The 25,839-nt window shown below is 53.7% G+C and carries 21 protein-coding genes and 1 tRNA gene; 12 read left to right on the top strand and 10 right to left on the bottom strand.

The window, feature by feature from the left end; genetic code table 11:
* Nucleotides 1–63: 63 nt before the first annotated feature.
* A protein-coding gene (locus QY332_19720) for an IS5 family transposase (GenBank protein WKZ35844.1) occupies nucleotides 64–881 on the top strand; the annotation gives its coding sequence in 2 pieces (ribosomal slippage) (nucleotides 64–445 and nucleotides 445–881; 819 coding nt in all).
* Between the two features lie 109 nt (nucleotides 882–990).
* Here QY332_19720 and QY332_19715 read toward each other — a convergent pair.
* Nucleotides 991–1,077, bottom strand: a tRNA-Leu gene (locus QY332_19715).
* A 510-nt stretch (nucleotides 1,078–1,587) separates the two neighbouring features.
* On the opposite strand from QY332_19715, the gene QY332_19710 reads away from it, so the two are divergent.
* The 6 genes from QY332_19710 to QY332_19685 all read left to right on the top strand — a co-directional run bounded on the left by QY332_19710 (nucleotide 1,588) and on the right by QY332_19685 (nucleotide 10,441).
* A complete protein-coding gene (locus QY332_19710) occupies nucleotides 1,588–1,875 on the top strand; it encodes a hypothetical protein (protein WKZ35843.1) in 288 nt (95 codons plus the stop codon).
* A gap of 295 nt (nucleotides 1,876–2,170) precedes the next feature.
* A complete protein-coding gene (locus QY332_19705) occupies nucleotides 2,171–2,941 on the top strand; it encodes an electron transfer flavoprotein subunit beta/FixA family protein (protein WKZ35842.1) in 771 nt (256 codons plus the stop codon).
* Nucleotides 2,938–3,951 carry an electron transfer flavoprotein subunit alpha/FixB family protein gene (locus QY332_19700; protein WKZ35841.1) on the top strand — a complete coding sequence of 338 codons (1,014 nt, stop codon included), beginning with the start codon at nucleotides 2,938–2,940 and terminating at the stop codon, nucleotides 3,949–3,951. The genes QY332_19705 and QY332_19700 overlap by 4 nt, the downstream gene beginning before the upstream one ends.
* A 267-nt stretch (nucleotides 3,952–4,218) precedes the next feature.
* Nucleotides 4,219–7,323: a class F sortase gene (locus QY332_19695; protein WKZ35840.1), complete on the top strand. Its 3,105-nt coding sequence runs from the start codon at nucleotides 4,219–4,221 to the stop codon at nucleotides 7,321–7,323.
* Nucleotides 7,324–7,434: 111 nt separating this feature from the next.
* Nucleotides 7,435–8,343, top strand: coding sequence for an SUMF1/EgtB/PvdO family nonheme iron enzyme (locus QY332_19690; GenBank protein ID WKZ35839.1), 909 nt, complete (start codon nucleotides 7,435–7,437; stop codon nucleotides 8,341–8,343).
* A 112-nt stretch (nucleotides 8,344–8,455) separates the two neighbouring features.
* A complete protein-coding gene (locus QY332_19685) occupies nucleotides 8,456–10,441 on the top strand; it encodes a heterodisulfide reductase-related iron-sulfur binding cluster (GenBank protein WKZ35838.1) in 1,986 nt (661 codons plus the stop codon).
* A 43-nt stretch (nucleotides 10,442–10,484) separates the two neighbouring features.
* Here QY332_19685 and QY332_19680 read toward each other — a convergent pair whose 3' ends face one another.
* The gene (locus tag QY332_19680) at nucleotides 10,485–11,615 is read right to left on the bottom strand and encodes a PLP-dependent aminotransferase family protein (protein ID WKZ35837.1); all 1,131 of its coding nucleotides are present in this window, start codon (nucleotides 11,613–11,615) and stop codon (nucleotides 10,485–10,487) included.
* Nucleotides 11,616–11,685: 70 nt separating this feature from the next.
* On the opposite strand from QY332_19680, the gene amrB reads away from it, so the two are divergent.
* Nucleotides 11,686–12,516, top strand: coding sequence for an AmmeMemoRadiSam system protein B (gene amrB / locus QY332_19675; GenBank protein WKZ35836.1), 831 nt, complete (start codon nucleotides 11,686–11,688; stop codon nucleotides 12,514–12,516).
* Nucleotides 12,517–12,552: 36 nt separating this feature from the next.
* On the opposite strand, the gene QY332_19670 is transcribed toward amrB, so the two are convergent.
* Nucleotides 12,553–12,990, bottom strand: a complete 438-nt coding sequence (locus QY332_19670; protein ID WKZ35835.1) for a hypothetical protein — start codon at nucleotides 12,988–12,990, stop codon at nucleotides 12,553–12,555.
* 41 nt (nucleotides 12,991–13,031) lie between these two features.
* Between QY332_19670 and priA the strand changes: the two genes are divergently transcribed.
* A complete protein-coding gene (priA, locus tag QY332_19665; GenBank protein WKZ35834.1) occupies nucleotides 13,032–15,464 on the top strand; it encodes a primosomal protein N' in 2,433 nt (810 codons plus the stop codon).
* A gap of 13 nt (nucleotides 15,465–15,477) precedes the next feature.
* Here the strand turns inward: priA and QY332_19660 are convergent, their stop codons facing one another.
* Nucleotides 15,478–16,500, bottom strand: a complete 1,023-nt coding sequence (locus QY332_19660) for a methyl-accepting chemotaxis protein (protein WKZ35833.1) — start codon at nucleotides 16,498–16,500, stop codon at nucleotides 15,478–15,480.
* A gap of 143 nt (nucleotides 16,501–16,643) precedes the next feature.
* Here QY332_19660 and QY332_19655 point away from each other — a divergent pair, with 143 nt between their 5' ends.
* The 3 genes from QY332_19655 to QY332_19645 are packed head-to-tail and all read left to right on the top strand — an operon-like array spanning nucleotide 16,644 to nucleotide 18,794.
* Nucleotides 16,644–17,540, top strand: a complete 897-nt coding sequence (locus QY332_19655) for a hypothetical protein (protein WKZ35832.1) — start codon at nucleotides 16,644–16,646, stop codon at nucleotides 17,538–17,540.
* A 46-nt stretch (nucleotides 17,541–17,586) separates the two neighbouring features.
* Complete coding sequence (locus QY332_19650; GenBank protein ID WKZ35831.1) at nucleotides 17,587–18,099, top strand: phosphoribosyltransferase family protein; 513 nt, start codon at nucleotides 17,587–17,589, stop codon at nucleotides 18,097–18,099.
* Nucleotides 18,100–18,107: 8 nt separating this feature from the next.
* Entirely contained in the window at nucleotides 18,108–18,794 is a 687-nt protein-coding gene (locus QY332_19645; GenBank protein ID WKZ35830.1) for a Crp/Fnr family transcriptional regulator, read from the top strand.
* A gap of 44 nt (nucleotides 18,795–18,838) precedes the next feature.
* On the opposite strand, the gene QY332_19640 is transcribed toward QY332_19645, so the two are convergent.
* From QY332_19640 to QY332_19615, 6 genes are all read right to left on the bottom strand, one after another.
* Nucleotides 18,839–19,288, bottom strand: coding sequence for a DUF6174 domain-containing protein (locus QY332_19640; protein ID WKZ35829.1), 450 nt, complete (start codon nucleotides 19,286–19,288; stop codon nucleotides 18,839–18,841).
* Between the two features lie 102 nt (nucleotides 19,289–19,390).
* Nucleotides 19,391–20,722 carry an ammonia-forming cytochrome c nitrite reductase subunit c552 gene (locus QY332_19635; GenBank protein WKZ35828.1) on the bottom strand — a complete coding sequence of 444 codons (1,332 nt, stop codon included), beginning with the start codon at nucleotides 20,720–20,722 and terminating at the stop codon, nucleotides 19,391–19,393.
* An 11-nt stretch (nucleotides 20,723–20,733) separates the two neighbouring features.
* Complete coding sequence (gene nrfH, locus QY332_19630; protein ID WKZ35827.1) at nucleotides 20,734–21,219, bottom strand: cytochrome c nitrite reductase small subunit; 486 nt, start codon at nucleotides 21,217–21,219, stop codon at nucleotides 20,734–20,736.
* 309 nt (nucleotides 21,220–21,528) lie between these two features.
* Nucleotides 21,529–22,002 (bottom strand): copper chaperone PCu(A)C, encoded by a 474-nt coding sequence (locus tag QY332_19625; protein ID WKZ35826.1) that lies wholly within the window; start codon nucleotides 22,000–22,002, stop codon nucleotides 21,529–21,531.
* A 95-nt stretch (nucleotides 22,003–22,097) separates the two neighbouring features.
* On the bottom strand, nucleotides 22,098–23,264 hold the full coding sequence (locus QY332_19620; GenBank protein WKZ35825.1) for a glycosyltransferase: 1,167 nt from the start codon (nucleotides 23,262–23,264) through the stop codon (nucleotides 22,098–22,100).
* A complete protein-coding gene (locus QY332_19615; protein WKZ35824.1) occupies nucleotides 23,264–25,825 on the bottom strand; it encodes an SMC family ATPase in 2,562 nt (853 codons plus the stop codon). Before QY332_19615 ends, QY332_19620 begins: the two co-directional genes overlap by 1 nt.
* Nucleotides 25,826–25,839: the final 14 nt, after the last annotated feature.

Here is a 25,839-nt window from a genome sequence, read left to right as displayed (position 1 = left end):
CATTAGATGAAAGAAGCGATATTTTATAGTAGACCTCTTGCATAAGTGTGCCATAATAGGCACATGAACTATAAGACAATCGCACATCTCAAAGGTAGTGACTTCAAACGGCTAACTGGCGTCCAGCGCGAAACCTTCGAGCAGATGCTCACAGTCATTGAGAAAGGGCTGCGAGACTTCGGGAGACCGCCAAAACTGAGCCGAGCCGATCAGTTGTTGATGACCTTGATGTACTGGCGAGAATATCGCACAGAATTTCATATTGCGCAATCCTATGGTGTCAGTGAAGCAACCGTTTGCCGCACCATTCGCAAGGTAGAGGAGGCCTTAGTCCGTTCAAAAAAGTTTCGTTTGCCTGGCAAAAAGGCACTCCAAGCCAGTGACACGGTGTTCGAGGTAGTGCTGGTTGATGTCAGCGAACAGCCAGTGGAACGTCCAAAAAAAGCCAAAAACGGCATTACAGTGGCAAAAAGAAGCGTCACACCCAAAAAGCGCAGGTGATGGCTGATCGAAAAAGTACCCAAATCATAACCACCGCCTTTAGTCATGGAAGCAAACACGACTTCCAACTGTTCAAAGACGATGCCTGTGAGTTCTCTGAACATCTGCGTATTCTGGCAGATGCGGGCTATCAAGGATTGATGGAGTTTCATCAGAACAGTCAAACACCCTTCAAGAAATCCAAATACCATGCTCTGACGAAACGAGAGAAACAGAGCAATCGAAGCTTGGCACGGAAACGGATTGTGATTGAGCATATATTCCGTAAGTTGAAAGTGTTTCGCATTTTGAGCGAGAGGTATCGCAATCGTAGAAAGAGATTTGCTTTGCGCTTCAACCTGATTGCTGCTATTTACAACCTTGAACTCAACTCAATTTGACTTTTGCAAGAGGTCTAGTGTAATTATACCACCCCCCGTCCATTTACTGTGGCGGGTTGCCGAATTTGGCTGGAAAATAAAAGAGACCTGCTTATGCAGGTCCTTTTTGTGGTGCCGAAGGAGGGACTTGAACCCTCATGAGCGTAAGCTCACTACGCCCTGAACGTAGCGCGTCTGCCAATTCCGCCACTTCGGCATGTACTTTTGTTGGCGGGTTGTATTTTATCTCAAATAAGTGGAATGTCAATAAGGAGCAGGGACCCCGCCCGCTGGAACAAAATTAGGCCCCCGCTCGTTAACTCCACAGCCCTTTCGAAATTGTATTGTTCTTCCATTACAGTACTGATAGGGGATGTATCTTTTCGCCGCCAAAAACGTTATATTGTTCATGAAGAAAGGAGTTGCGCCATGTTCGTCCTTGCAGTAGTGGTTACCATGCTATTGCTCGTCCTGGCTGGCTCGGACCTGTTCGTTGCCCAGTACAGCCCGGATGAACTCAGCAACATGGGAGTTCAAGAGCCATGATGGATGCCCCCCATCCCCCCAGCCCGATGCGGAATCCAAGTACGCGCCGGGCTTTTTTTATTTAACCCAGCGGGTATAATTAGAGAAAATCTTCACACAGTGGAGTAAAATGGTGCACAAGGACAGGTCTTTGTGCGGCGAAGCGCCTCTTTCTCATAATCAATTCCGGCACAGGAAAAATATGGCAATCCAACCACTTTTTACACAAATCGAAAAGACGATCCAGCTTGCGGACGGAAATATCGTCCTTGAACATTACAGCGGATTCCCCTTTAACGAATCCAACCTGTATATGCTTGGCGCAAGCGGAGAGTTCCTGTGGAAGGCGGAGAAAACCGACCTGCGGTCCTTATACACACGTATCAAACTGAACGAAGATTTCACGCTTTCCACCTTCACCACCGATGGTTTTTTCTGTGAGATCGACCTGAAGACCGGAAAGATCATCAGCAAGTCAAGTTTCAAATAATGATCCTGACCGAAAACCATCCCTCGGCTTCGTGCTCGTCTTCCTGCTCTTTAGTGTGCTGTTTCTCTCGAATTGAACAGGCTGGAGAACCACAAACGCTGGGAGCTGGAGCAGAGGGTGTTCAGTCTCCTTGGACTTGCTGCGGTCATTGCGGCGGATGTAATGGTTGTAATGGCGTATTTGGGATAAGAATCAAACCACAAAGGGGCACAAAGGAACACGAAGGAAAATCTCCATCTTTCGTGACGCTTTGTGATACTTCGTGGTGAAAAAGAATTTCTACAAGGAGTACAACTTGAAAATCATCGCATGTATCAAGCAGGTCCCCGACTCGGAGGCGAAAGTCAAAGCCGAGGACGGGCAGGTCACGTGGGGGGACGCGCCGCTGGTCATCAACCCGTTCGACGAGTACGCGGTCGAAGGCGCGCTTCAGCAAAAGGAAGCTCTGGGCGGAACGGTCACTGCCTTGTGTGTCGGACCCGAATCCGCGAAGGAGGCGCTCAAACACGCCCTCGCCATGGGCGCGGATGAAGCCATCCTTGTCTCCGACCCCGCGCTCGAAAACATCGACACCGTTGGCGCGGCGAAGGTGCTGGCGGCGGCGATCCAGAAGATTGGCGAAGCGGATATGGTCATGTTTGGCCGGCAGACCCTCGACAATGGCGCGGGTCTCACCCCGGCTCAAACGGCCAGAGTCCTTGGATATCCAATGCTTGGGTGGGTGGGGCAGATCAAGGTCGAGGGTGGAAGCGTGCAAGTCGAACGAGTCCTCGAAGAGGGCAGGCAGATCGTCAAGGCGAACCTCCCGGCCGTCTTGAGTCTGGTCCAAAGCATCGGCGAGCCGCGCTACCCGTCGTTCATGGGTATCCGCAAAGCGTCGAAGGCGACCATCCCTGTGTGGTCATTGAGCGACCTCGGAATTTCCGCGCCTGCGCCTGTCGTCACACGGGCAGAGTTGATGAACCCGCCCATGCAGGAAACCGCCATCGAAATGATCACGGGCGAAACCCCCGCCGAGATCGCCGAAAAACTTGCCGATAAAATCATCGCGGAGAAAGTGCTATGAAAACGTTTGTCTATGTTGACCACTTCAAAGGCGAAGTGCAGCCCTCCTCGTGGGAGGCGCTGGGTCTCGCAAAAAGTTTCGGCACGGCGGTTGCGCTGGTCTTCGGTTCTGGCGTGGATGATGTCGCGAAAGCGGCGCTGGAATTTGGCGCGGATGAAGTCCTCGTCGCGGAGGAGGCCTCGCTGACAGATTACCGCGCTGAGACGTATGCCTCCACCCTTTCCGCGCTCGCTTCATCTCATAACCCTGACTTGATCCTGTTCCCGACAACCGCCCGCACCCGTGAAATGGCTGCGATGGCGGCTGTGGATTTGAATACAGGTGTTTTGACGGATCTCATGGGGCTTGAAGTAAGTGGCGAATCCTTCGTCGCGACTCGTCCCATTTACGAAGGTAAAGTGTTGGAAAAGACCACCTGCTCTGCCAAGCCTGTAATGGCAACCATCCGCGGACGCGCCTTCCCGAAACCGAACCAGGAAGCAGGCAGGAGCGGAACGATCACCAAAGTCGAAGCCAAGGGCGAAGCGAAATCCACCGTGGAAGGTTACTCCGCATCGGAAAGCGCAGTTAACCTCGGCGATGCGGGTGTCATCGTCTCCGGCGGACGCGGCGTCTCGAACAACCCGTCCCTCACCCCGCCCGATGGCATGGATGAAAAACAAGCCGAAGTCTGGCGCGCACAGCAGGGCTTTGCGCTCATCACTGGACTTGCGCAATTGCTCGGCGGCGCTGTCGGCGCATCCCGTGCAGCGGTGGATGGCGGGTACGTCACCTACGCCCACCAGGTTGGTCAGACGGGCAAAGTTGTCGCCCCGGACCTGTACATTGCGGCGGGCATCTCCGGCGCGATCCAGCATCTGGTCGGCATGCGCAATGCCAAGGTGATTGTGGCAATCAATAAAGATGCCGATGCACCCATCTTCAAACAAGCCCGCTACGGCGTGGTCGGTGACCTGTTCCAGATATTGCCTGCGTTGACAGAAGCGATGAAGAAGAAACTTGGCAAGTAAATTGGTAACTGGTAATCAGTAATTGAGACCTTCGAAGTCAAAACGACTTCAAAGGTCTTTTATTTGCCAATTCAACCTTGTGGCATCCATTTTTCAAGGGTAAAATTGAAAAATTAACTTTATTTCTAGGAAACCTTTTGCCCCCACTTTAATAGGTACGCTTCATGCGTGCGCCTGCACACCCAGGTCGAATTCCAAACGACACCAAACCCACAAAAGTGCGGGCGGGTGTCGTTATTTATTGAAACCGCCAGCAGGAGAGTGTTCATGAATGCCCGTTCCAAACCATTTATTAATATTTTCCCCCTTTTGGCTTTGTTAATTTCCCTGGTAGGGGGTGCCATTTCCGTCACGCCCGCCCGCGCAGCGACGTTTACCGTCACCAAGACGGCGGATACCAATGACGGAATCTGTGATGTCGACTGCTCCCTGCGGGAAGCCATCGCCGCCGCCAATGCCGCCGCCGGAGCAGATATCATCACCCTGCCTGCCGGGACATACACGCTGACTCTGGGTGGTGAACTGCTGATCACAAGCGATATCACCATTAACGGCGCGGGGGCGGGGACTACGATCATTGAGGCTAACGCAGCATCTGGTGCAGCCACTTACCGTGTGTTGCACAACAACGGCGGGGTAGTGACGATCAATGGTGTCACAATCCGACATGGAAATTGCGCCGGAAGCTGTAATGGTCTGGTCAGCAACGGCGGCGGCATCTACAATCAAGCCGGAAGCCTGACCCTCGATGCCAGCACGGTCTCCAGAAACCTTGCAACCGTGTGTGGCGGCGGCATCTATAACGCAGCGACCCTGATCATCCAGAACGGAAGTGTTATCGGCGGGGCATACCCAGCCAATGGCGCCGGCAACTGTGGCGGCGGCATCTATAACCACACAGGCGGCTCAACAACGATCAATGCCAGCACAGTCAGCGGCAACTATGCAGGGGCCACAGGCACAGGCGGCGGCGGCATCTATAATGCAAGTACCCTGAACATCGAGAATGGCAGTACGATCGGTGGAGTGGGCGCAGGCAATCAGTCCTTCGCGCCTGGCAGAGGCGGCGGCATCTATAACGCGGCGGGTACAACGACGATCAATTCCAGCACGGTCAGCGCCAACACCACCGGCGTCGAAGGCGGCGGAATCTATAACGTAGCTACTCTGAACATCCAGAATGGCAGTGTCATAGGCGGGGCGGGTGCAGGCAATACGGCAACCAGTAACGGCGGCGGCATCTACAATGGAACCGGCGGTACAGTTACGATTGACGCCAGCACGGTAAGCGCGAATAGAAGTAACACTGTTGCCAGCGGCGGTGGCGGCGGTATTTATAATATAGCTACCCTGACCATACAGAATGGCAGTACGATCGGCGGGGCAGCAGGCAATACCGCCCCCAATGGCGGTGACGGCGGCGGCATCTACAACGGGGTTGGCGGCACAACGACGATTGACTCCAGTACCGTCAGCGCCAACACAGCCAATATCGCAGGCGGCGGCATCTACAACAGTTACAACCTTGCGATAACGAACAGCACCATTGCCTCCAACGGGGGAGTGATCAATGGCGGCGGCATCTACAACCAGGGCACGATCAGCGAGATCACGAACAGCACCATTAGCGGGAACGCGGTATTTTTTAGTGGCGGCGGTATCTACAACTTCGGCACAATCACCAGCATCCGTAACAGCACATTTAGCGGAAATTCGGCACCCTTCGGCGGTGGCGGCATCTACAACTGGACTAGCGGAACAGTGACAGGCATAACCAATACTTTCATCGCAAACAGCCCGGCAGGCAGTAACTGCACAGGAACCATTCCGGCAGGCAGCGGCAATCTGGCTAGTGATGCCACCTGTAACGCGGCATGGGGCACGATCACCCCCGGAACGCATTACAACACCACCCTGGCAGGCAACGGCGGACTGACTCAAACCCACGCTTTGGTCGTCGTCGCGGGCAACCCGGCAATTGACACGGGCGGGGCATGTGGTTTGGCGACCGATCAGCGCGGGGTGACCCGTCCACAAGGCGCCGCCTGCGATATTGGCGCCTACGAAGTGGATGCTCCACCCACCGTGACCGTCGAGCAGGCATCCGGTCAGACCGACCCGACATCTGCCTCCCCCATCAACTTCACCGCCATCTTCAGCGAGCCGATCAACATCGCTTCCTTCACCGACAGCGACATCACCCTTGACGGAACCGCGGGCGCAACCACTGCCGTCATTACGGAGATCGCGCCAAACAATGGCACCACTTTCAACATCACCGTCAGCGGCATGACCGGCTCCGGCACTGTCACAGCTTCCATCGCGGCAAACCTCGTGGAAGATAGCACAGGCAACCTCAACACCGCCAGCACCAGCACGGATAACACCGTCACGTACGATATTGGTTCTCCCACTGTTGTCGCTACAACATTGCAAACCTCCTACACCAACACCGGTCCTTCAAATTTCACCATTACTTTCAGTGAAGATGTCAGCAATGCAGGCGGCGGCGCGGGGGCTGATGATGTTACCAACGTCAACAACTACAAGATCATCAACAAGGGCACGAATGGAACGCTCGATACCGCTTCGTGTGCCTCCGCTCTCGGCGGCGATGACTCACTCATCCTGCCAGCCAGTATTACCTATATCAACCCCACAGCTGTCGTCAATCTTTCGGCTCCATTACCTGTTGGCAGTTACCGTCTCTTCGTGTGTGGCACCACTTCCATCACAGATTTGATTGGCAATCGCCTTAATGACGGATTATCCGACTACACCCTCGACTTCATCGTTACCGCCGGATCATCCTCCGGCGCAACGGAAGAAGAGGAGAATGTCACCGCCTCCTCCCTACCCGCAACTGGATTCTCGCCGAACCGCACCACCTCCCTGCCATCCCAGCCTGCTGATCTCTCTTATGCCAACCTCGGCGATATCTGGCTGGAGATCCCCTCCTTGAATGTGAAATCACCCATCGTCGGCGTGCCGCAAGCGGACGACAACACCTGGGATGTGACCTGGCTGGGCAATGCCACCGGCTGGCTGCACGGCACCGCCTTCCCCACCTGGAAGGGCAACTCCGTCCTCACCGCCCACGTCTACAACGCCAGCGGGCTTGAAGGTCCCTTTGCGGTGTTGAAGTCACTCAGACATGGCGACCAGATCATCGTCCACCTGTTTGGCGGGCAGTATGTGTACGAAGTGCGCGACTCACGCCTGGCGCGTCCCTATTCCACCAGTTATGCCTTCCAGTCCCTGCAGGATCATTCCCACCTGACGTTGATCACCTGCCAGTTCTATAATCCGTTCAACGAAACATACCTCTTCCGCCGCGTCGTCCGCGCCGTGCTGGTGGATGTGAAGTATTGACCAGCACCGTACCATAAAAAAGCCCGCCGGGATATTCAATATCCCGGCGGGCTTTTTGAATCCCGTGTAAAATCAGGCAGGATTATCAAAAAAACGAAGGCAAATTTGGAAATGAAGTTATTCAAGAACAAAAAATTCTATACAGCCCTGTCATTTTTCATTGTTGTATTAATTACCGTCACTTCCATTTGGAATTTAGATGTATTGATTCGTTTCTACAACGTCTACCAAAACGGCACATTGAGCATGGAAAGAATCCGTTTGGATATTGCCTCCTTCAACATCGGGCGTAAATCATCCGTCATCCCGGTGGATGTGAAAACTTCGCAAGCAGATGGGATGGTGCAGGTTCTGGTACCTGAGGGAGAGTTTCTCATGGGCAGGGGGAACGAGAGCAGCGGTGCTGATTCCCCCCAGCACACCGTCCATCTGGATGCGTTTTGGATCGATAAATATGAAGTCAGCAATGCCATGTATCGAACATGCATGCGGGCTGGAGGCTGCATGGGGCTTGTCTCAGACAATGTCTATTACGAAAATTGGATGTATCGGGATCATCCCGTGACCTACGTCACCTGGGAGCAGGCGCAGGTCTATTGTCAATGGGCAGGCAGGCGCCTGCCCACGGAGGCAGAGTGGGAAAAAGCCGCGCGCGGTATAGACGGGCGCTTGTATCCCTGGGGGAACGAGCCGCCGAATCCGCGCCTGGCGAATTTCCGCGAGAGCCTGATTCACGAGGCGGTTTCGGTCCACCGCTATCCGCTGGGGGCAAGCCCGTATGGCGCTCTGAACATGTCCGGTAATGCGCGCGAATGGGTGGCAGACTGGTATGACCCGCACTACTATCTCTCGACCCCTTACAACAATCCGCAGGGGCCCGCAGACGGGCAGGAACGGTCCTTGCGCAGTGGCTCCTACAACGAGGACGGGCGTGAAATTTCAATAACCCGCCGTTACCGTCATCAACCGTATTCCGCCGGGTTAAGCCGCGGGTTCCGCTGCGCGCAGGATGGCAATTAAAAAGCGTGACCTGTTCAAACTTGTGCTAAACTTAACAAATCAAATGGATGTCATTGCGAGGATGGCGCTTTTCATCCGAAGCAATCCCCACATCGCTGAAGTCGGAGGTATCATGCTCACACTTGTTGAAAAAATCCTCTTTGCAATTGCCGTACTCGTTTCACTTTTTTTCACATACCGCGGTATGATGCGCATCGTCGCTCATATCGCCAGCGGGCAGGGGAGTATCACCTGGTCGCTCATCTGGAAACGGATTGGAGAACTCATCGTCAAGGTGGGGCTGTTCCAACCCGTTTTTCGTTTTCGTCTGGGATCCAGCATTCTGCATGCCCTGATCGGCTGGGGTTTTCTTTCATTCCTTTTAATCAACCTCGCGGACCTGATCTACGCCTACACAGGATTTCGCCTGCTGGATGACAGCGGCAGGTTTGGCGACATCTACCGCCTGATTGCGGACGTGGCAAATGTGGCCATTATCCTCGGCATCCTCGCGATGGCATTCCGCCGCTTCCTCCTGCGACCTGCGACTCTGTCCACGCGCGAGACGACACTGCTTCACCCGAAGGCACGCTTTGGAATCCTGCGTGATTCAGCGATCGTTGCCACGTTCATCCTTGTCCACAATGCGGCACGGTTTTTGGGAGAGTCGTTCAATCTGGCGCTGGCGGGTCATACAGACAGCTGGCAGCCAAGCATCTCAGCCGTATCAGGCTTATGGTCAAATGTGGATGCGCAGATTCTAGTTGCGGGGGAACACATTGCGTTCTGGCTGTCCATTGGCGCGGTGGTTGCTTTTCTTCCGTATTTCCCCTATTCAAAACATATCCATTTATTTTTTGCGCCGATCAATTTTGCGTTGAAACCCGAAAGAAAATCCATCGGCGAACTGAGTTACATCAATCTTGAGGACCAGTCCATCGAACAATTCGGCGCGGCGAAAATGAAGGATTTGGGCTGGGAGCAGATCCTGGACAGCTACGCGTGTATCATGTGCTTCCGCTGTCAGGAGGTTTGTCCCGCGTACACCACTGGAAAGCTGTTATCGCCCGCCGCACTGGAAATTAACAAGCGCTATCACTTGAACGATGGCGGCACAACCGATGTCGCCCTGACGGAGTTGATTTCGGATGAAGCCGTTTGGGCATGCACCGCCTGCGGCGCGTGTGTGGACATCTGCCCTGTTGGAAATGAACCCATGCGCGATATTTTGGACATCCGCAGAAATCTATCCATGATGGAAAGCGCGTTCCCCAAACAATTGGAAAGCGCGTTCAAAGGCATGGAACGCAATCAAAATCCGTGGAATGTTTCGCAGGCTGACCGCATGAAGTGGGCGGAAGACATGTCCGTTCCGACGATTGAGCAAAATGCTGAACCGGAGATTTTATGGTGGGTGGGCTGCGCTCCCGCAACCGACTCGCGTGCGCAAAAGACCGCACAGGCCTTTGCGAAGATCCTGAACGCGGCCGGTGTCAATTATGCGGTGCTTGGAAATAACGAAGCCTGCACAGGCGATTCAGCCCGCCGTGCGGGACGTGAAGACATTTTCTTTGGCCTGGCTTCACAGAATGTGGAAATTCTGAATGAAGTCGCACCAAAACGGATCGTGACGACCTGTCCGCATTGTCTGCATACCATCAAGAATGAATATCCCGCCTTCGGTGGGAATTATCAGGTCATCCATCATACCCAACTTATTAATGAATTGGTCGGTGCTGGGAAGATCTCCATGAATTTGGAAGGCGACAATATGAAGGTCACCTTCCATGACCCGTGCTATCTGGGCAGGCATAACAAGGTCACCGATGCGCCGCGTGATTCGTTGAAGTCCGCTGGTGTGGAGACGGTGGAGATGCCGCGCAATGGAGCCAAGTCGTTTTGCTGCGGCGCGGGCGGCGCGCAAATGTGGAAGGAGGAGGAGGAAGGCACGGCGCGCGTGAATATGGCCCGCTTTGATGAAGCCAAATCCACGGGCGCGGATACGGTGGCGGTGGGCTGTCCCTTCTGTTTGACGATGATGACCGATGCCGCAAAAGACAAGGGCAGCGGGATGCAGATCAAGGATGTGGCAGAGATCGTGGCGGAGCGGTTGAAGTAGACGATTTTAGTGATTTGTTTGGGCGGGCAGAGATGCCCGCCTTTTAATTTCCCTCCATGCAATTCTTTAATCGCAAGATGCCTTCGCTGATTTGCTCATCTTCGTAGAACGAAATGCTTAATCGCATATAATCCCGCAGACCATTCCGGCTGGAGAAGCGGATACCGGGGCGCAAACCCATTTGATGGGCTTGCGCCTTTTTTTGGATTTCCTGTGTGTCATTGTTTGGCAGGCGCAGCCAGAAGAAGTATCCGCCGTGCGGTGTGGTGAATTGTGCCTGCGGTACATGTCTTCGCAGGGATTCAGCCATGGTTTTTACACGTTTGCTGAATACTTTCACAAGTTTTGCAATATTTTTTTCAAGTCCGCCGCTTTCGATCACAGTGCGCAGAATGGCAGAAGTGAATGGATTCATTCCGCCGCCGCTGTCCAGCAGGCCGCAGGTGTTGAGCCTGTGCATAATGGCTGGGTGGGTATGCATCCATCCCAGCCGCAGACCGGGCGCAAGGATTTTTGAAAATGAACTTAAGGCGATCACATGTTCCGAGTCAATGTATGCGCCGAAAGGTTTTGGCGGGGCCTGCGTGTAGCAAAGGAATTGATAGACCTCGTCTGCGAAGATCAGGAAATCATGCTTTTGCGCGAGGGATACGATCTGCTCGCGGCGTTCGGGCGGCAGGGTATGTCCGCTGGGGTTTTGAAAGGTGGGGATGATGTAGAAGAATTTTGGCCGGTGTGTTTTCAAGGCGTCGGATAAAGCGTCCATGTCGAGACCCGCCTCATCGGTCCGAATGGAGACGACGTTAAGGTCATGGTCTGCAAAGATGCGCAATGCGAGAAAATAGGTCGGCTCCTCCACTAAGATGGTGTCACCGGGTTTTGTGTAAAGTGTGCAGAGCAGGTCGAGCGCCGCGGAGATGCCCGTGGTGACGAAAAGTCCGTCATGAGAAACAGGAAAGCCGTACCGCGGCGTTAAAAAGTTTGCGAGGGCATCGCGGAAATATCCATCGCCCTGCTCGGCGCCGTATTGCAAAAAGGCATGGTCGTTTTGACCGAGCCGCTCCTGCGCGGCAGTGCGAAGCAATTGCAGGGGGAGGAGTTCAAGTTGAGGGTCGCCGGCGCCCAGGTCAATAAAGCCGGGCGGGATGAGGGTTTGAAAGGTTTGAAGGGTCATGCAGGTCTTATAATCCAAATGGGAGGAAAATTCAATATTTGCACTGATTGTTTAATGCTACAATAGATTCATGAACGTGCTTGACCTCCGTCCCTCTCCCATCGCGGGGACGTGGTACGAAGGCAATCCAAAATCCCTCGCCGCCCGCGTGGATAAGTATCTTGCGGAAGCAAGCGTGCCTGAAATCAAAGGGGAAATCATCGCCGTCATCGCCCCCCACGCAGGTCATACATATTCAGGCGCAGTTGCCGCGTACGCCTTCGCCGCGCTGCGCGGACTCAGCCCCGAACTGGTTGTAATCCTTTCGCCGTTTCATAACTACGCACCGTATCCGCTCATTACCACCAGCCATCAAGCCTATGCCACGCCTCTTGGCAGCATCGAAGTGGATGAATCCGTTCTGGAAGAGCTGCAAAAAAATCTCGACATCCCCATCACCCCCATTCCAAATGACAACGAACATTCACTCGAAATTGAGCTCCCGTTTTTACAGCGCGTTTTCCAAAATGGCTTCAAGCTTTTGCCGGTGATGATCTGCGCACAGGAGCAGGGCGTGGCCCAAAAATTGGGGCTGGCGTTGGCGCACATACTCAAAAACAAAAACTCCGTCATCGTCGCCTCCACCGACCTCTCCCATTTCTACGATCAAGGGACTGCAAATCTCCTGGACCACGAAATGTTGCGGCGTTTTGAGTCATTCGATCCCCCTTCCATCTTCGAAGCCGAACATACAGGCAAAGGCTTCGCCTGCGGACACGCTGCGGTTGCCGCAACACTTTGGGCCACCCAGAGCCTCGGTGCGGATAAAGTCCAAATCCTGCACTACGCCACATCGGGCGACGTTACAAAAGATTATTCGTCCGTGGTGGGGTACGGCGCGGCTGTTGTCATTAAATCATGAGCGCAGGGCTTGTCCCCTGCGCCATGCCTTGTTGGCTCACTTCCTGCTGTCCCACTCATCCACCGCTTCACGGAACACACTCTTTAATTTTTCGGACGGCAGTTCATCGATGGATGTGTACTTGCTGCCGTTCACCCATATTTCCAGTTCATAGCCTTTACCCGTTGCAAGGTCAATCGTAAAATCCTTCAGTGTCGGATCCGCCGCCAATCTGGCTTTTAGAATATCCTCCAGTTGCTCGGCAAACGGGGATGCCAGCCGCTCCCCCTCCTCCTGGTGATACAGCCCCACGCCGCCCTGGCTGGCAGTGGTTGCTTCAACCGTTTCCGGCGGCGGAGTGGAGCGCATCCATTCCGGTTTGTCCTCCGTTTTTTTCGTCAGGTTGACCTGATTGGATTTGATGAACATGAACGCAAGCAGGACCACCGAAATTACGATGACAGCTGCTCCAATGCCGATGATGGTTATAGTCATGGGGGCTCCTTTTTCAACCTTTGTACCATTATAATCATTCCATGTATGCGCGCATCGCTGTTAACGTTTCTGCAATCTCCGGGCTTTTTGATTATTCCATTCCTGCGGAATTTGCCCCGCACATTCAGGCGGGCTGTCTCATTGTTGCGCCGTTTGGGGAGCGGACGGTGCAGGGCATTGTCATCGAATTAACGGATGCCTCCCCCATCCAGAATCCCAAGCCGATAACCGACCTGCTCGATCCTGCCCCTGTTCTGACTCCGCCGCAAATTGCACTTGCCATTCGTATGGCAGAGTCCACGCTGAATCCGCTGGCTGCCATCGTGGGGTTGATGATTCCAACTGGCTTGTCCCAACAAGCAGATATATCCTTCGAATTGCGCATAAAAGATTACGAAGACGAAACATCGAAGATCGCAACACGTCTCGTCAACCTTCTTCGTGATCGCGGCACCCTGCGCGGACGCCAGATCGACTCCCATTTCGCCAAAGTGGACTGGCGCAAGACGGCGAACATTTTGGTAAAGAAAGGCGTGCTGTCCACGAGGAACGTTCTGCCGCCTGCCCGGGTGAGACCCAAGCATATTCGCGTCGCTCAACTGTCGGTTAAGCCCGAAGCGGCTGAAGCGGTGATGGAATCGCTCGGTTCCACGAAACAGACTCTGGCGAGGCGTCAGGCCGCACTGCGATTTCTTATTCAACAGCCGGATGCGATCAACCTGTCATGGATCTATGCCGAAGCAGGCTGTAATCTCGCGGACCTGCAGGAACTCGAAGAGCGCGGTTTGATCCGACTGTTTGAAAACGAGATTTTTCGAGACCCGTTGGGGAAGATCGGGAATCAGGAAAAAAACAATGAGTTGGCGCTCACGCCTGATCAAATCATTGCGCTCCAACAAATTCTGGAACGTGTTTCAACCTTTGACGAAAACCAGGACAAACCCTCGGTCTTTCTTCTTCATGGCGTAACGGGTTCAGGCAAAACGGAAATTTATGTACGCGCTGCGGAGGAGGTTGTCAGGCGCGGCAAACAGGCGATCATTCTGGTCCCTGAAATTGCGCTCACCCCGCAGGCGGTCCGTCGGTTTCTATCGCGTTTCCCCGGGCAGGTTGGATTGGTGCATTCGAAACTTTCGGAAGGCGAACGATACGATACCTGGCGGCGTGCTCGTGACGGGAAATTAAACGTCATCATTGGCGCACGCTCGGCATTGTTTTCACCCCTGCCGAAGATTGGTTTGATCGTTGTGGATGAGTGCCACGATGCTTCGTATTATCAAAGCGAGCCGCCATATTACAGCGCAGTAACCGCCGCGCAGGAGTATGCGCATTTATGCGGCGCAGTCTGTGTGATGGGTTCCGCCACGCCAACCGTGGAACAAAGATACCAGTCGGAAAACAGGAGGATCGAAATACTGGATTTGCCAAAGCGTGTCACTGATTCTGTTCTGCCTCCGGTGCAGGTGGTGGATATGCGCGAGGAATTGAAGAACGGCAATCGCGGAATCTTCTCGCGCAGCCTGGCTGAGTCGCTTGCGGAGACGGTCTCACGCAATGAGCAGGCCATCATCTTCCTCAACCGCCGGGGCACCGCCACGTACATCTTTTGCCGGGGCTGCGGGTATGTGTTGAAGTGTCCCAATTGCGAAACGCCGCTGACCTTGCATTTGGAAAATAAGGAACAGCTGCTTTGCCACCACTGCGGATATTCACGCAAACGACCTGGCAAATGTCCGCAATGCAACAGCGACCAGATCCGCGAGTATGGTTTGGGCAGCGAAAAGGTGGAGGCGGACATCAAATCCATGTTCCCGCAGGTGCGGACGTTACGCTGGGATTGGGATACGACCCGTCAAAAGGGCGCGCATGAGATTATCCTGACGCACTTCGTCAATCACCAGGCGGATGTGCTGGTCGGCACGCAGATGCTTGCGAAGGGACTCGATCTGCCATTGGTGACCCTGGTTGGCATCGTGCTTGCCGATGTAGGGTTAAACCTGCCTGACCCGTTTGCAAGTGAAAAGGTCTTTCAAACACTTACCCAGGTGGCGGGCAGGGCGGGACGCTCCTCGCGCGGCGGCAAGGTCATTTTGCAGACCTTCATGCCCGAGCATTACGCGATCCGATTTGCGGCGGGACACGATGTGAACGGTTTCTATCAACGCGAGTTGGAGTACCGCAAACAATTAGGTTATCCGCCATTCGCAAAACTGGCGCGGCTGGAGTATCGCCATGCGGATAATCTCAAGGCGGAGGCGGACGCCGCCAAACTGGCGGACAGGCTCAAGGTCAGGATCGAAGCGGAGGACCGTCATCAAACAGAATTGATCGGACCCGTGCCGTGCTTTTATGCAAAGCAGAACGGTGAGTATCGCTGGCAGATCGTCCTGCGCGGACCGGATCCTGTTTCGCTGTTGCGTGACATCCGGCCCGGCGATTGGCGGATTGAAATTGATCCAATCAGTTTGTTGTAGGGGCATATCCCGTCTATTCCATGCCTTTGTTTTTTCGCTTGCGCAGGTCTGTGGCGCGTTGTTTTAGATCCTGGAAGAATTCCGTATCCACAATTTCCTTTACATCCTTGCTGCGTTTTTCAATGTCAATTTGAATTTTTAATTCAACGACCTGTTTTTGCAGAGTTTCTTCACGCACGCGGACCTTATCAAGCATGATGTTAAATAACCGCGCAAGTGTGGATACTTCGTCATCCAGCGTATGAGGTTTTATGGCAATGGGGGTGTAGTCCCCATTGGCAACGCGCTGGGAGGTGGCCTGCAAGGCGCTGAGTTCGGACATGGTAGTTCTGGTAATTGCCAGCAGAAGGATGGTGATCACGGCAAAAATACCCATAAAAATGATCAGGAGGTTTGTGGAAAGTTGCTGAAGGTTCTCGACCGCCCAGCCTGCATCCAGAAAAATGGACAAACCGCCCACAACATTGCCGCTTGAATTGAAGAGCGGTGTGGCGGCGGCAAAATAATAGAGATCCAGTTCTTCATCATATTCAAGCTCGGGATAAATATAGGTATCATCCAGCCCGAACCACAGGTCTTCCACATTGTTATCCACCTCGCTGATCAAATCGCCGAGGGGAAAGCTGTCTTCCGGGAATAACGTCGTCCATTGGTCAAGCCCGTACGCGAGTGTCTTTTCGTCCACCACATAATAGGTGTACATTTCAGCGCGGGAGGTATAGTCATGGACGGCATCGAGACAGGCTTGCTGCTCCCAGTAGCGCGGGTCGGTCATGCCTGCAGGCCACCCTGCGGAAGCATCGTACTGTGCGCTTCCTGAAGTCAGTGCTTGCAGCACATCTTCGTCCATACAGGCGGCGACGAAGTCCCTGATGGAAATGATATCCTCCTCCATTACATTGTAGATCGTGGCTCTCAGGTAATTTCGCGCGCCAAAATAACTCAGGATAAAGATGACAATGCCGAGGGTCATCAAGGGGATTAATAATTTATAGCGCAGGCTCAGGTAGGGTTTCGCTCGCGTTGTTGCGGACATGGCAATCTCCTAAAATATAAAATATGCGGGTGATTATACAGTAATAGAGGATGCATACGTTCCATCGCGTCCCTGCAATTCCATTACATCCGAATGCGGGGTTTTTGCTATAATCAGCCTATCTTTTAACAGGAGAGTGAGATATGGAAAGTTTTTCACGCGGCTGGTCCTTCCTAAAACAGGCCTGGAGCATGGCCTTCAAGGACAAGGATTTGCTTAAACCGTCCGTTTATGCATTGATCGTGGGAATGATCATCTCGGTCATCGGGATCATCCCGATCATCCTGACAGCCGTCCTGTTGGGCGATGGTCAAATTGGACAGATCATCATGGGTGTGTTGGGTGCCATCCTGATGTTCATTCAATTCACAGTGACCTATGTTTTCTCGGCCATGACCATCCGTTTGATTTATGGCTATCTCACCACGGGGGATGGCCGCATGGATGAGGCCTGGGTAATCGTGCGCCGCGACTTCTTCGACATCCTTACTCTTGCGGCGGTTTCCACGTTGGTGGGTGTCCTTCGCAATATGACCCAAAACAATAAAAAGAACAATGTCCTTGCCGGCATCCTGCGCAGTGCCATGCGGGCCGTCGAAGCGTTATGGACCGAAGCCGCCCTCCTGGTTCTGCCCGCCATGGTGATCGACGATCTAAATCTCAAGGACGGTCTGGCACGCATTGTGAAGATCACCAGGGAAAACCTTTTGCTGATCGGTATCAGCACGGTGGGCGTGCGCTTTGTCACTGGTTTGATCAGCTTTGTGGTCGTCATGATCGGCCTTGTGCTCGGTCTTGCCGTCGGCGGTGGGATCGCCTATGTGGCCGGGGGCAGCACCGTCATTATAATTGCGGGCATTGCCATTGGGGCATTGATCTTCTTCTCGATCGTGATGCTCTCGAGCCTGTTCAGCTCCTATACCAGAACAGCGTACAGCACCTGCCTTTATATTTGGGCGCGTGACGTGGAAAAAGCCACGGCAGAAGGGAAGTCCGTGCAGGTGGCGGCTCCCGCGCCGCTCGCAGCTGCTCTGGCGTAATAAAAACTTGCCTCGCTGAATTCGTATCTCACAAGGAATTAACGATATGCCGTCTGAACCCCGCCGTGAAGTGGTCTCCTGGGAGGAGGTGGATAAATTAATTGACCACCTGATTCCCCAGCTCCGCCGCGAGTTTACCGCGATGGTGTTGATCACGCGCGGCGGGATCATTCCCGGCGGGCTGCTGGCCGAGGCGATGGACATTACCCACATCCTCACCGCCGCCGTGGACTTTCCCGCGCAGATGCAGAGCCAGGAATCATCGGCTTTCATGGCCTGGCCCCAGTTCATTCAATTCCCTGCAGAGGATAAATTGCGCGGACGCCCCACCCTGATTGTGGACGATGTCTGGGGGTCGGGACGCACGATCACGGCGGTGAAGAACCGCGTCTCTGCGGCAGGCGGTTTCCCGGAGACCTGCGTCCTGCATTTCAACCCGTATCGCAATTTATTTGGAAGTGTCCGCCCTGATTACTATGCGGCGACCACCGATGCGTTCATTGTCTATCCATGGGAGATCGATCGTGGCGCGGACCATGTTTTGCTGGGTGAGATATAATCCCAGACATGAAATCCATGGAAGCGAACCTTGCCCAAAGAGTGAAGGTCCTGCGGGGTAATGAATACTTTGACGATCTTGCGGAAGACATGCTGGGAGATATTGCTGGATACATGCACCTGCGCGAATACCAGCGCGGGGATGTGTTGTTCTGGGAAGGCGACCCTTGCGATGGTCTGTATATTATTGAACAGGGAAGCGCCAAGATATTCCGCCTTTCCCCGCAGGGGCGGCAGTATATTGTCCGTATTTTGCAGGAGGGGGATACGTTTGCGGAGGTCCCTGCATTTGATGAAGGGACGAATCCCGCCAACGTCGAGGCGCTGGAGGCATGCCGTGTCTGGGTGATCAATAGCGGGAAATTACGCGAACTCGTCAAAGCGCACCCTGTATTTGCTCAAAAGGTATTGGTGAACTTCGGCAGGATGCTGCGCGGCATGGTGCGGATGGTGAGCGAAATGGCCTTCTATCAGGTTACCCACCGCCTCGCGCGTTTGATCGCGGAGATGCCTCAGGAACGGTCCGCGCCGTACTGGACGCAGGAACAGCTTGCCGCGAGACTGGGAACGGTACGGGAGGTGGTGGCCCGTTCCATGAAGGAACTGGAACGCAGCGGCGCGATCAAGGTGGAGGACCGGCGCATCCAGATCATGGACAGGGAAATCTTTGACCAGTGGGCACAGCCTTATAATTGATAAGAGCAAGTGACGGACACTTCCGAAAGTGACGTCACTTTGTGCTATTCCAACACCTCAAAACTCGAGATTTGAAACGACAATTCATCGTCAATGGCTTCCTTGATGTAGTCAATGGCGATGTTGGCGGGGAATCCGTACACCGAGTCATACGCCACAATGACGTCATCCGCCTCACCTGAAAGAGCAGTTTCCAGCTTAAGAAAGATGCGGTCAATCGTCGCATAGGATACGTACGTATCGTAGGCGGGATCCGTCGTTTCAATCGGTGTGCCGTCGAAACGGGTTATCGAAACCATCCCGCCGTCCTTTACTTCGATGATGAGGGGCATGTCCTGCGCGAACGGGCAGAAACAGCCGATAAAGAGGGTGTAACGATAGTGGGTGATATCGGCGTCATCCCATTTCTTGAGGCTTTGATCGTATTCCGACCGCGTGGCAGCGGAACAGGCAGCGAGGATAAGTACCAGCATTAATAAAATTATCTTTTTCATTTTTTTCTCTCCTTGTCACCTTTGACGATGTTATCCTGCAAAATGTTCCTGTAATAAAAAAAACTCCCCGCCATTGCTGACGGGGAGTTGGCTGTGTTGTGTCTATTCCGAAGGATAGTATGTGCCGGTGGCAAGCAGGGAGGTATCACCCACGGACTGCGCAGCGAACATCTGTGCCTGCCGCGCAAGGTTTGTAGCTTTCGCGAGCACTTCGAGCGCGTATTCGGGATTGTGGAAGCCGGTGCTGTTCTCAGCGGAGATAAAGTCCCACATGAAATGCGCTTCGCGGTGAAGTGTACGCGCCTGATCAAGCAGGTCCTTGTCTGCACCGGGGTTGGCAGCAGCAAGTTTGATGGCGTTGATCGCGTCGATGATGGCGTCTTCGGTGGCGATCTTGGTGCTGGCGACCTGCTGCTGGATCTGGTTGACGCGGTTCACCACGTACTCGACGTTGGTGTGACATTGTCCGCAGGCTGGCTCCGGGTTGAGCAGGGGGCTTTTGACATCGTGCGTGGAATACTTGCTTGCGCCATCACGGACATAGGGCATGTGACAATCTGAGCAGGAGACACCAGCATTGTAGTGCGTGCTTCCTGCAGTGAAGAATTCATACTCAGGATGCTGGGCCTTGAGCATGGGGGTATCGGTTTCGGGATATGTCCAATCCTTGAATCCTGCCGCTTCGTAATACGTGATCATATCTTCGACTTTTGTGCCTTTATCCCAGGGGAAGGTGAGATATTTTCCGTCACCCTTGAAGTAATACTCGACGTGACAATTCGCGCAGACCACCGTTCGCATCTCCTGACGGGTGAAGGTGCGCCAATCCTTGCCTTGGCGCTGGAGGGCTTCGTCCAGCGCAGGGTTGGTGACGATCAAACGCATTGTCCCTGCTTCATGACAATTGGCACAACCGATCGGCTCGGTAATATGATCGCCAAGTTCCACAAAGGACATGGCATCGTATGCCTCCATGCCGAGACGGTCCCACAGGCCGGGATTGTCGGAGGATTTACAGGAGTAGCATGTGCCCGGGGTGCGGGCGGGATTGCTCACGTCGAGGTTGAGGCGTTTGGTCTCGCGTACATCCTGCAAAGCGTTGGCATGACCGCGGTCATCGTTGTAATCCACGCTGAACGGGTATCCGGCAAACAGGATGACCTGACGCGGGTCACGTTCCAGCCATGAGAACGCCGAAGAACCACCGTATGTCGTATCCAGATTGTTGGTCTTGGTCTTCAGGAAGGTGTCATATTGATTGGGGAAATTCACGCCCCATACCGAAGAATCGGGTTCCATCGCCGCAATCTCCACCAGCGGCTGGATGGCGCGTTCCTGTACAGGATGACTCCGTACATAAGTTAGAACGCCGATCAAAACGGCGGCAAGGACGATCACCAAACCAGCCAGAATGAGAGTGGTGTATTGTTTCATGAACATTCTCCTTATTTGGTCGGATAAAGATGTGAATCTTGATAGGGCGCGCCGGAACCGCCTCGTGCGCCATGCGCGGTATAGCGGTGGCAGTCCCAGCAGTAGCGGTCAAATTCCTGTTCCCCCATTACAATCTCCTCCACCGTGTTTTCATGGCAGTGGATGCAGTTCTCCTGCACGATCTCCTTCGTTTTGTCCTCCGCACGCATTAACTCAGGGATGTTCCCCGTTACAAAGGCATAGGTATCCTTCGCGCCCTGCCGCCCCTTCTCGGCATAATACACAATGAAATTGCTGTGGGGGAGGTGGCAGTCGGTGCATTTTGCCCAGTTGGAATGTCCCCCGTGGTACCAGTTCTCGTACTGCGAATCCATCGCATGGCAGTTCGCACAGGTCTCCGGCGCGCTCCCACCGTAGGCGGCGGCATCGGACACCAGCGCAAAATATCCCAGAGCAAGGACCGCAACCAGGATGGCAATGATGGGAAGTTTGGACATAGGCTGACCTCGCATAAACTTAACGTGCACTTAGTATAAAAGAGTATTCAAATTTTGATTGTAACTTTTATCACAATTTTGGCCGTAAACTGAATCTTTGATAAGCAGAATTTAAACTAATTCTATCTTAATTTGAATGCGAGAAATGGCATCGCTTGGATAAAATCATGTTTCACCATTAACCCTGTCCTGATTCCACAAAAAAGTCATTTCCGACCTTTGAGGGCTACACTAAGGAAATCGAAGCCCCGCCACTGTGGGGAAGCGGCGGGGCGAATGGACAATCCACAGCGCTGGAAGCGCAGATTTTTATGGCATGTTCTGTCCATCCATGCCGGAACCGCCCATATCGGCTGCGTCCCGGATTGGGACCGTCAGGATAACATCCGCGTGATTTCTGAAATGTAGCGTGATCTCGATGCTCTCGCCCGCCGCCAAATCCTGCTTGAGATCGATCAACATGACGTGATAACTGCCCGGTTTTAATTCCAGCATCGCGTTCGATGGGAGTGTTATCGCCTCCTGCCGGGTCATCTGCATCACGCCGTCCGTACTCATCTGGCTTAAATGGATCTCAACCGCTGAAGCGGCATCCGACGAAGCGCCGATCAGTTGATCCGTCTGCCCTGTTTGATTGAACAGCAGCATGTAGGCCGCACTGTTCCCATCCTTCGACCCGGAACGTGCCCAGGTACCACTCACTTCAATGGAAACACTGCCCGGCGCGGCGCACGCGTTCAACAACAGCATCCCCGTCAAGACGAACATCACAATCTTTTTCATTTCTTTTTTCCTTCGTTTTGAATATGTTTGAATGATACAGTTACGTGTACTTATGCATCATTCCACGCAAACAACGAATTCATCAAGGACTTATGTCACAAACTTGAAAGATACTTCCTGCCCCGCCAGGTAACCCCCTGCCCGGATATCACCTTCCATGCGGAAGTCAACATCATGGCGGCAAACACGCCTGCACCCAGCGGGGTTGTCCACGCATACCAGCGGGAGATGCCCATCCCGTGTGCCACGTTTGCCCGCGCATAAATCAACGCGCCCCAAACCAGCAGGGATTGAAAGATAACGCCAATCGCCATCCAGCCGTCTCCGTTGAAATACCAGAAAACTCCAAGAAGAGGCCAGACAGGTAAAAATAGCGCCGCGATCAGGGCGAGCGTTGCGCCGAAGGCTCCCAGCAACAGCATGGATGGATGATCCCGCAAGCCGAGGTAGATATTCTTCGTCCAGCCTTCCCACATCTCCGCGAGGGATGTGTACATGCGCGTGCTGACCACGTGCGAGCCGTCCGCCACGACGAGCCGATAACCGTTCCATTTCACCTGCTCGGAGATGGCTTTATCTTCCACGATCTGGTCTTTGACGCTTTCATGCCCGCCGATGGCATCATAGACCGAACGCTTGATGAAGATGAACTGTCCGTTGGCGATGGCATCACGTCGGGATGGGTCGTTCACTTTACGCGGGGAAAATCCAACGGAGAGCGCGGTCATCACCAGCGGCATGACGACCTTCTCCCAAAACGAGCCGAGGATCTGGCGTGTCATAACCGTGAACATATCTGCTTCTGTTTCCCAAGCCTTTGCCAACACGGACGACAATGCCTGCGGCGCAAGCAAGGTATCCGCGTCCACGAAGCACAGCCACTCGCCGCGGGCGACGGCTGAGGCTTGGTACAAGGCATGGGGTTTGCCCGCCCAGCCTGGGGGTAGGTCCGAGCCGTGGATTGGCATGAGGCGAGAATCGCGGGAAGCAATTTCCTCCAATTGAGCCGGCGTCGCATCCATGGAGCGGTCATCCAGAACAATGACTTCGAGATTTTGATAATCCTGTACCAATGCGGCTTCGACACATCTGCGAATATTTTTTTCTTCATTGCGTGCAGGGATGCAGATGGAGACAAGCGGCGCACGGCTGGGCGGCGTTTTGGGTGTGACGATGATATCAAGATGATACTGGTTGTGCACCCAATGAATGATGACAAGCCCTGCAATAAATAGAAAAGTTGAAATAAAGAGAAAGGCCATTAAATTACCTTGACCGAACTGCCGCGTTCCGTTTTTTCAACCTCGATACGGTTCGGGAAGGCATCCTTGAGTTCTTCGAGATGGGTGATGATAAGGATCTTTGCAAAATCATTTTTGACGGTATTGATGGCTTCGATCAGTCTTTGCCGTCCCTGCACATCCTGCGAGCCGAAGCCTTCGTCGATGACGAGGGTTTGCAGGCGCGCGCCTTTGCGCTGGGCAAGGATTTCAGAGAGCGCGAGGCGGATGGCAAAGTTCACGCGAAATGCCTCGCCGCCTGAGTACATTTCATAATCGCGCGTGCCGGCCGAATCGCTGATCTGGATATCGAGCGTTTCCTTCAAGTCATCACGCTTTTTATCCTTATAGGCCTCCTGCGTGACAAAGCGGATCGACATGTGCCCGTCACTCAAGCGATCGAGCAGGTCATTGGCTTTCTGTTCGATCTGTGGCAACGCCTGTTCGATCAGCAGGGCAGGCACACCGTCCCTGCCGAAGGCGCGCTCAAGCGTCTTGTGGCGAATTATCTTTTGATTGAGTTCCTCGCGCTGGCTTTCGAACTCCGCCCTGCGCACGCTCAGGGTGGCAAGCACCTCCACGCGCTGGCGCGCTGCACCGGCTTCATCGCGGGTGCGGTTTTCATCCTCGCGCAGTGCAAAGAGTTTACCCTCCGCCTCCTGAATATCCGGTGCGCCAGCCTCCGATCGCGCCAGTACCTGGGCGGCATTGTGGTGGGCTTTTTCGTTCTCTTCAACCTCGTCCTGCTTCCTGCCCCTCTCATCTTGGATACGTTTCATTTCCTTTTCGACCTGCTTCATAAGATCGCGGGCTTTATCAAGTTTATGGAAATCCTCCTCCACCGCGCGCAGTTCGAGCACCTGCCTTCGTTTGGCGTCATGCGCGGCGGTGTCATAGCCGAGTTTGGCAAGATCCCGGTCCAGTTTGGCGAGCCCTTTTTGTGTTTCGATTGCATACTTTCCGCTTTCCAACGATTTTGTCGCTTCTGCAAGGCGCTTCCTGCCCGTCTTATCCCAGTCCTTTGCGAGGGCTTGCAGGGTTTGCATGCGTTCGGTTAATTGTGAAATGCTGTTTGAAAACCGTACGCGCTCGTTTTCCAAATCGGTGAACTGCATAATCCGCAATTCGCAATTTGCAATTTGCTTTTCAGTGCCTTCAATTTCCTTTTTGTTGGCACGGAAGCGGTCGCCTTTTTCCCTGCCGCTTTCTTCAAGCTGCTTCAAAGTGGATTTGCGATGTTCCCTGCTCAATGGCTGACCGCACAGGGGGCAATCCGCGCCTTCGGCAGTTTTCAAAGTGTCAATACGCTCCTTGAGTTCATCCATCTCCCTGCGCAGTGACTCGTTTTCAACTTTCAAGGCCGCGTTCTTTTCACGCGCACTGTTCCTTTTATTCTCCAGGTCAATGCGTTCTTTGATCCTGCCCTCTGCTTCGTCAAGCAGCGCACGTGATTTCTCGATCTCATTTTTCAAATCATCAATGGCGGATTTCTGCCCGCCAACCGCCTGCTCTTCGCTTAATAAAGAGCGCCTTTCCTCCTCCAGCCTTGCCTTTTCCGCTGCAATTTTCTCGAGCAAGGGGGCGCGGTCCTTTTCATGTTCGCGGAATTGAGCGGCGGTTTTATCCCACTCTTCCAGGTCCGCCCGTGCTTTTTGCCAGGTTTTGTATGCCCCTTCGATCTCCTTTGCCCGCGCCACCAGATCCGCGTACCCGGCGCGTTCGGTTTCTTTTTCGGCGAGGCGGCTCTCCAAAGTGGATAAGTCCTTGCGCGACCTTTCAAGCGAAGCGGATAGGGCCATCGCAAATTTTCGCTGTTCATCAAGCAGCGCTGCATTCTTTTTGATGTTTTCCAAAGCGGATTCCTGCGCTTCCCTCGCCGCCGATAGGTGCTTCAATGCGCTTTCAAGTTCCGCCAGCCGATTCCTTCTCACATCCTCCTCCGAGAGTTCCGCATCGATTTCCGCCGTGCGCCCGTCAATGGAGTTGATTTCATCCTCGAGCGCCTTGCGTTTGTCTGCGGTGCGCTCCTTGTAGGTGTCCCAGATCTCCAATCCCAGAATGGTGCTCAACACACTTTTGCGTTCACTGGCTTTCTTTTGCGTGAACTCATCCGCCTTGCCCTGTAGAAAGAAGGAGGCGTTGATGAAAGTATCGTAATCGAGGCGTAAGGTTTGTTCAATACGCGCCTGTGTATCCCGGGTGGTCTTTTCAGTTAATGGGTTCCAGGTATTTTCATTCTTCACCTGAAATTCGAGCACTGTGGACTTTCCGCGCGGCAGTGTCCTCTGTACGCGATAAATATTGCCTTCGTACTTGAAAGTCAAAGCCACCTCAGCCGCTTTGACATCCTGATTCAGATTGATCACATCCATGCTCCTGCCGCGTGCTTCGCCGAACAATACCCACGTGATCGAATCCAGCAGGGACGATTTGCCCGCGCCGTTCTGGCCTGAGATGCAGGCCAGTTCAAATGAATCGAAGTCCAGGTCAATCGGGTCGCGGTAGGATAAGAAGCCTGAAATGTGGAGATGAAGGGGAATCATATGTGTGGCGTTTC

The sequence above is a fragment of the Anaerolineales bacterium genome (assembly GCA_030583885.1).
Taxonomy (GTDB): Bacteria; Chloroflexota; Anaerolineae; order Anaerolineales; family Villigracilaceae; genus Villigracilis.
The sequence above is the reverse complement of the archived record's forward strand: the minus strand, read 5'-3'. Positions and strand labels throughout refer to the sequence as shown.

Bases quoted from the DNA above. Each gene is read 5' to 3' on its own strand.
- QY332_19710 (WKZ35843.1), top strand. From the start codon at position 1,588: ATGGCAATCCAACCACTTTTTACACAAATCGAAAAGACGATCCAGCTT.
- QY332_19700 (WKZ35841.1), top strand. From the start codon at position 2,938: ATGAAAACGTTTGTCTATGTTGACCACTTCAAAGGCGAAGTGCAGCCC.
- QY332_19695 (WKZ35840.1), top strand. From the start codon at position 4,219: ATGAATGCCCGTTCCAAACCATTTATTAATATTTTCCCCCTTTTGGCT.
- QY332_19690 (WKZ35839.1), top strand. From the start codon at position 7,435: ATGAAGTTATTCAAGAACAAAAAATTCTATACAGCCCTGTCATTTTTC.
- QY332_19685 (WKZ35838.1), top strand. From the start codon at position 8,456: ATGCTCACACTTGTTGAAAAAATCCTCTTTGCAATTGCCGTACTCGTT.
- QY332_19680 (WKZ35837.1), bottom strand. From the start codon at position 11,615: ATGACCCTTCAAACCTTTCAAACCCTCATCCCGCCCGGCTTTATTGAC.
- amrB (WKZ35836.1), top strand. From the start codon at position 11,686: ATGAACGTGCTTGACCTCCGTCCCTCTCCCATCGCGGGGACGTGGTAC.
- QY332_19670 (WKZ35835.1), bottom strand. From the start codon at position 12,990: ATGACTATAACCATCATCGGCATTGGAGCAGCTGTCATCGTAATTTCG.
- priA (WKZ35834.1), top strand. From the start codon at position 13,032: ATGTATGCGCGCATCGCTGTTAACGTTTCTGCAATCTCCGGGCTTTTT.
- QY332_19660 (WKZ35833.1), bottom strand. From the start codon at position 16,500: ATGTCCGCAACAACGCGAGCGAAACCCTACCTGAGCCTGCGCTATAAA.
- QY332_19655 (WKZ35832.1), top strand. From the start codon at position 16,644: ATGGAAAGTTTTTCACGCGGCTGGTCCTTCCTAAAACAGGCCTGGAGC.
- QY332_19650 (WKZ35831.1), top strand. From the start codon at position 17,587: ATGCCGTCTGAACCCCGCCGTGAAGTGGTCTCCTGGGAGGAGGTGGAT.
- QY332_19645 (WKZ35830.1), top strand. From the start codon at position 18,108: ATGAAATCCATGGAAGCGAACCTTGCCCAAAGAGTGAAGGTCCTGCGG.
- QY332_19640 (WKZ35829.1), bottom strand. From the start codon at position 19,288: ATGAAAAAGATAATTTTATTAATGCTGGTACTTATCCTCGCTGCCTGT.
- QY332_19635 (WKZ35828.1), bottom strand. From the start codon at position 20,722: ATGAAACAATACACCACTCTCATTCTGGCTGGTTTGGTGATCGTCCTT.
- nrfH (WKZ35827.1), bottom strand. From the start codon at position 21,219: ATGTCCAAACTTCCCATCATTGCCATCCTGGTTGCGGTCCTTGCTCTG.
- QY332_19625 (WKZ35826.1), bottom strand. From the start codon at position 22,002: ATGAAAAAGATTGTGATGTTCGTCTTGACGGGGATGCTGTTGTTGAAC.
- QY332_19620 (WKZ35825.1), bottom strand. From the start codon at position 23,264: ATGGCCTTTCTCTTTATTTCAACTTTTCTATTTATTGCAGGGCTTGTC.
- QY332_19615 (WKZ35824.1), bottom strand. From the start codon at position 25,825: ATGATTCCCCTTCATCTCCACATTTCAGGCTTCTTATCCTACCGCGAC.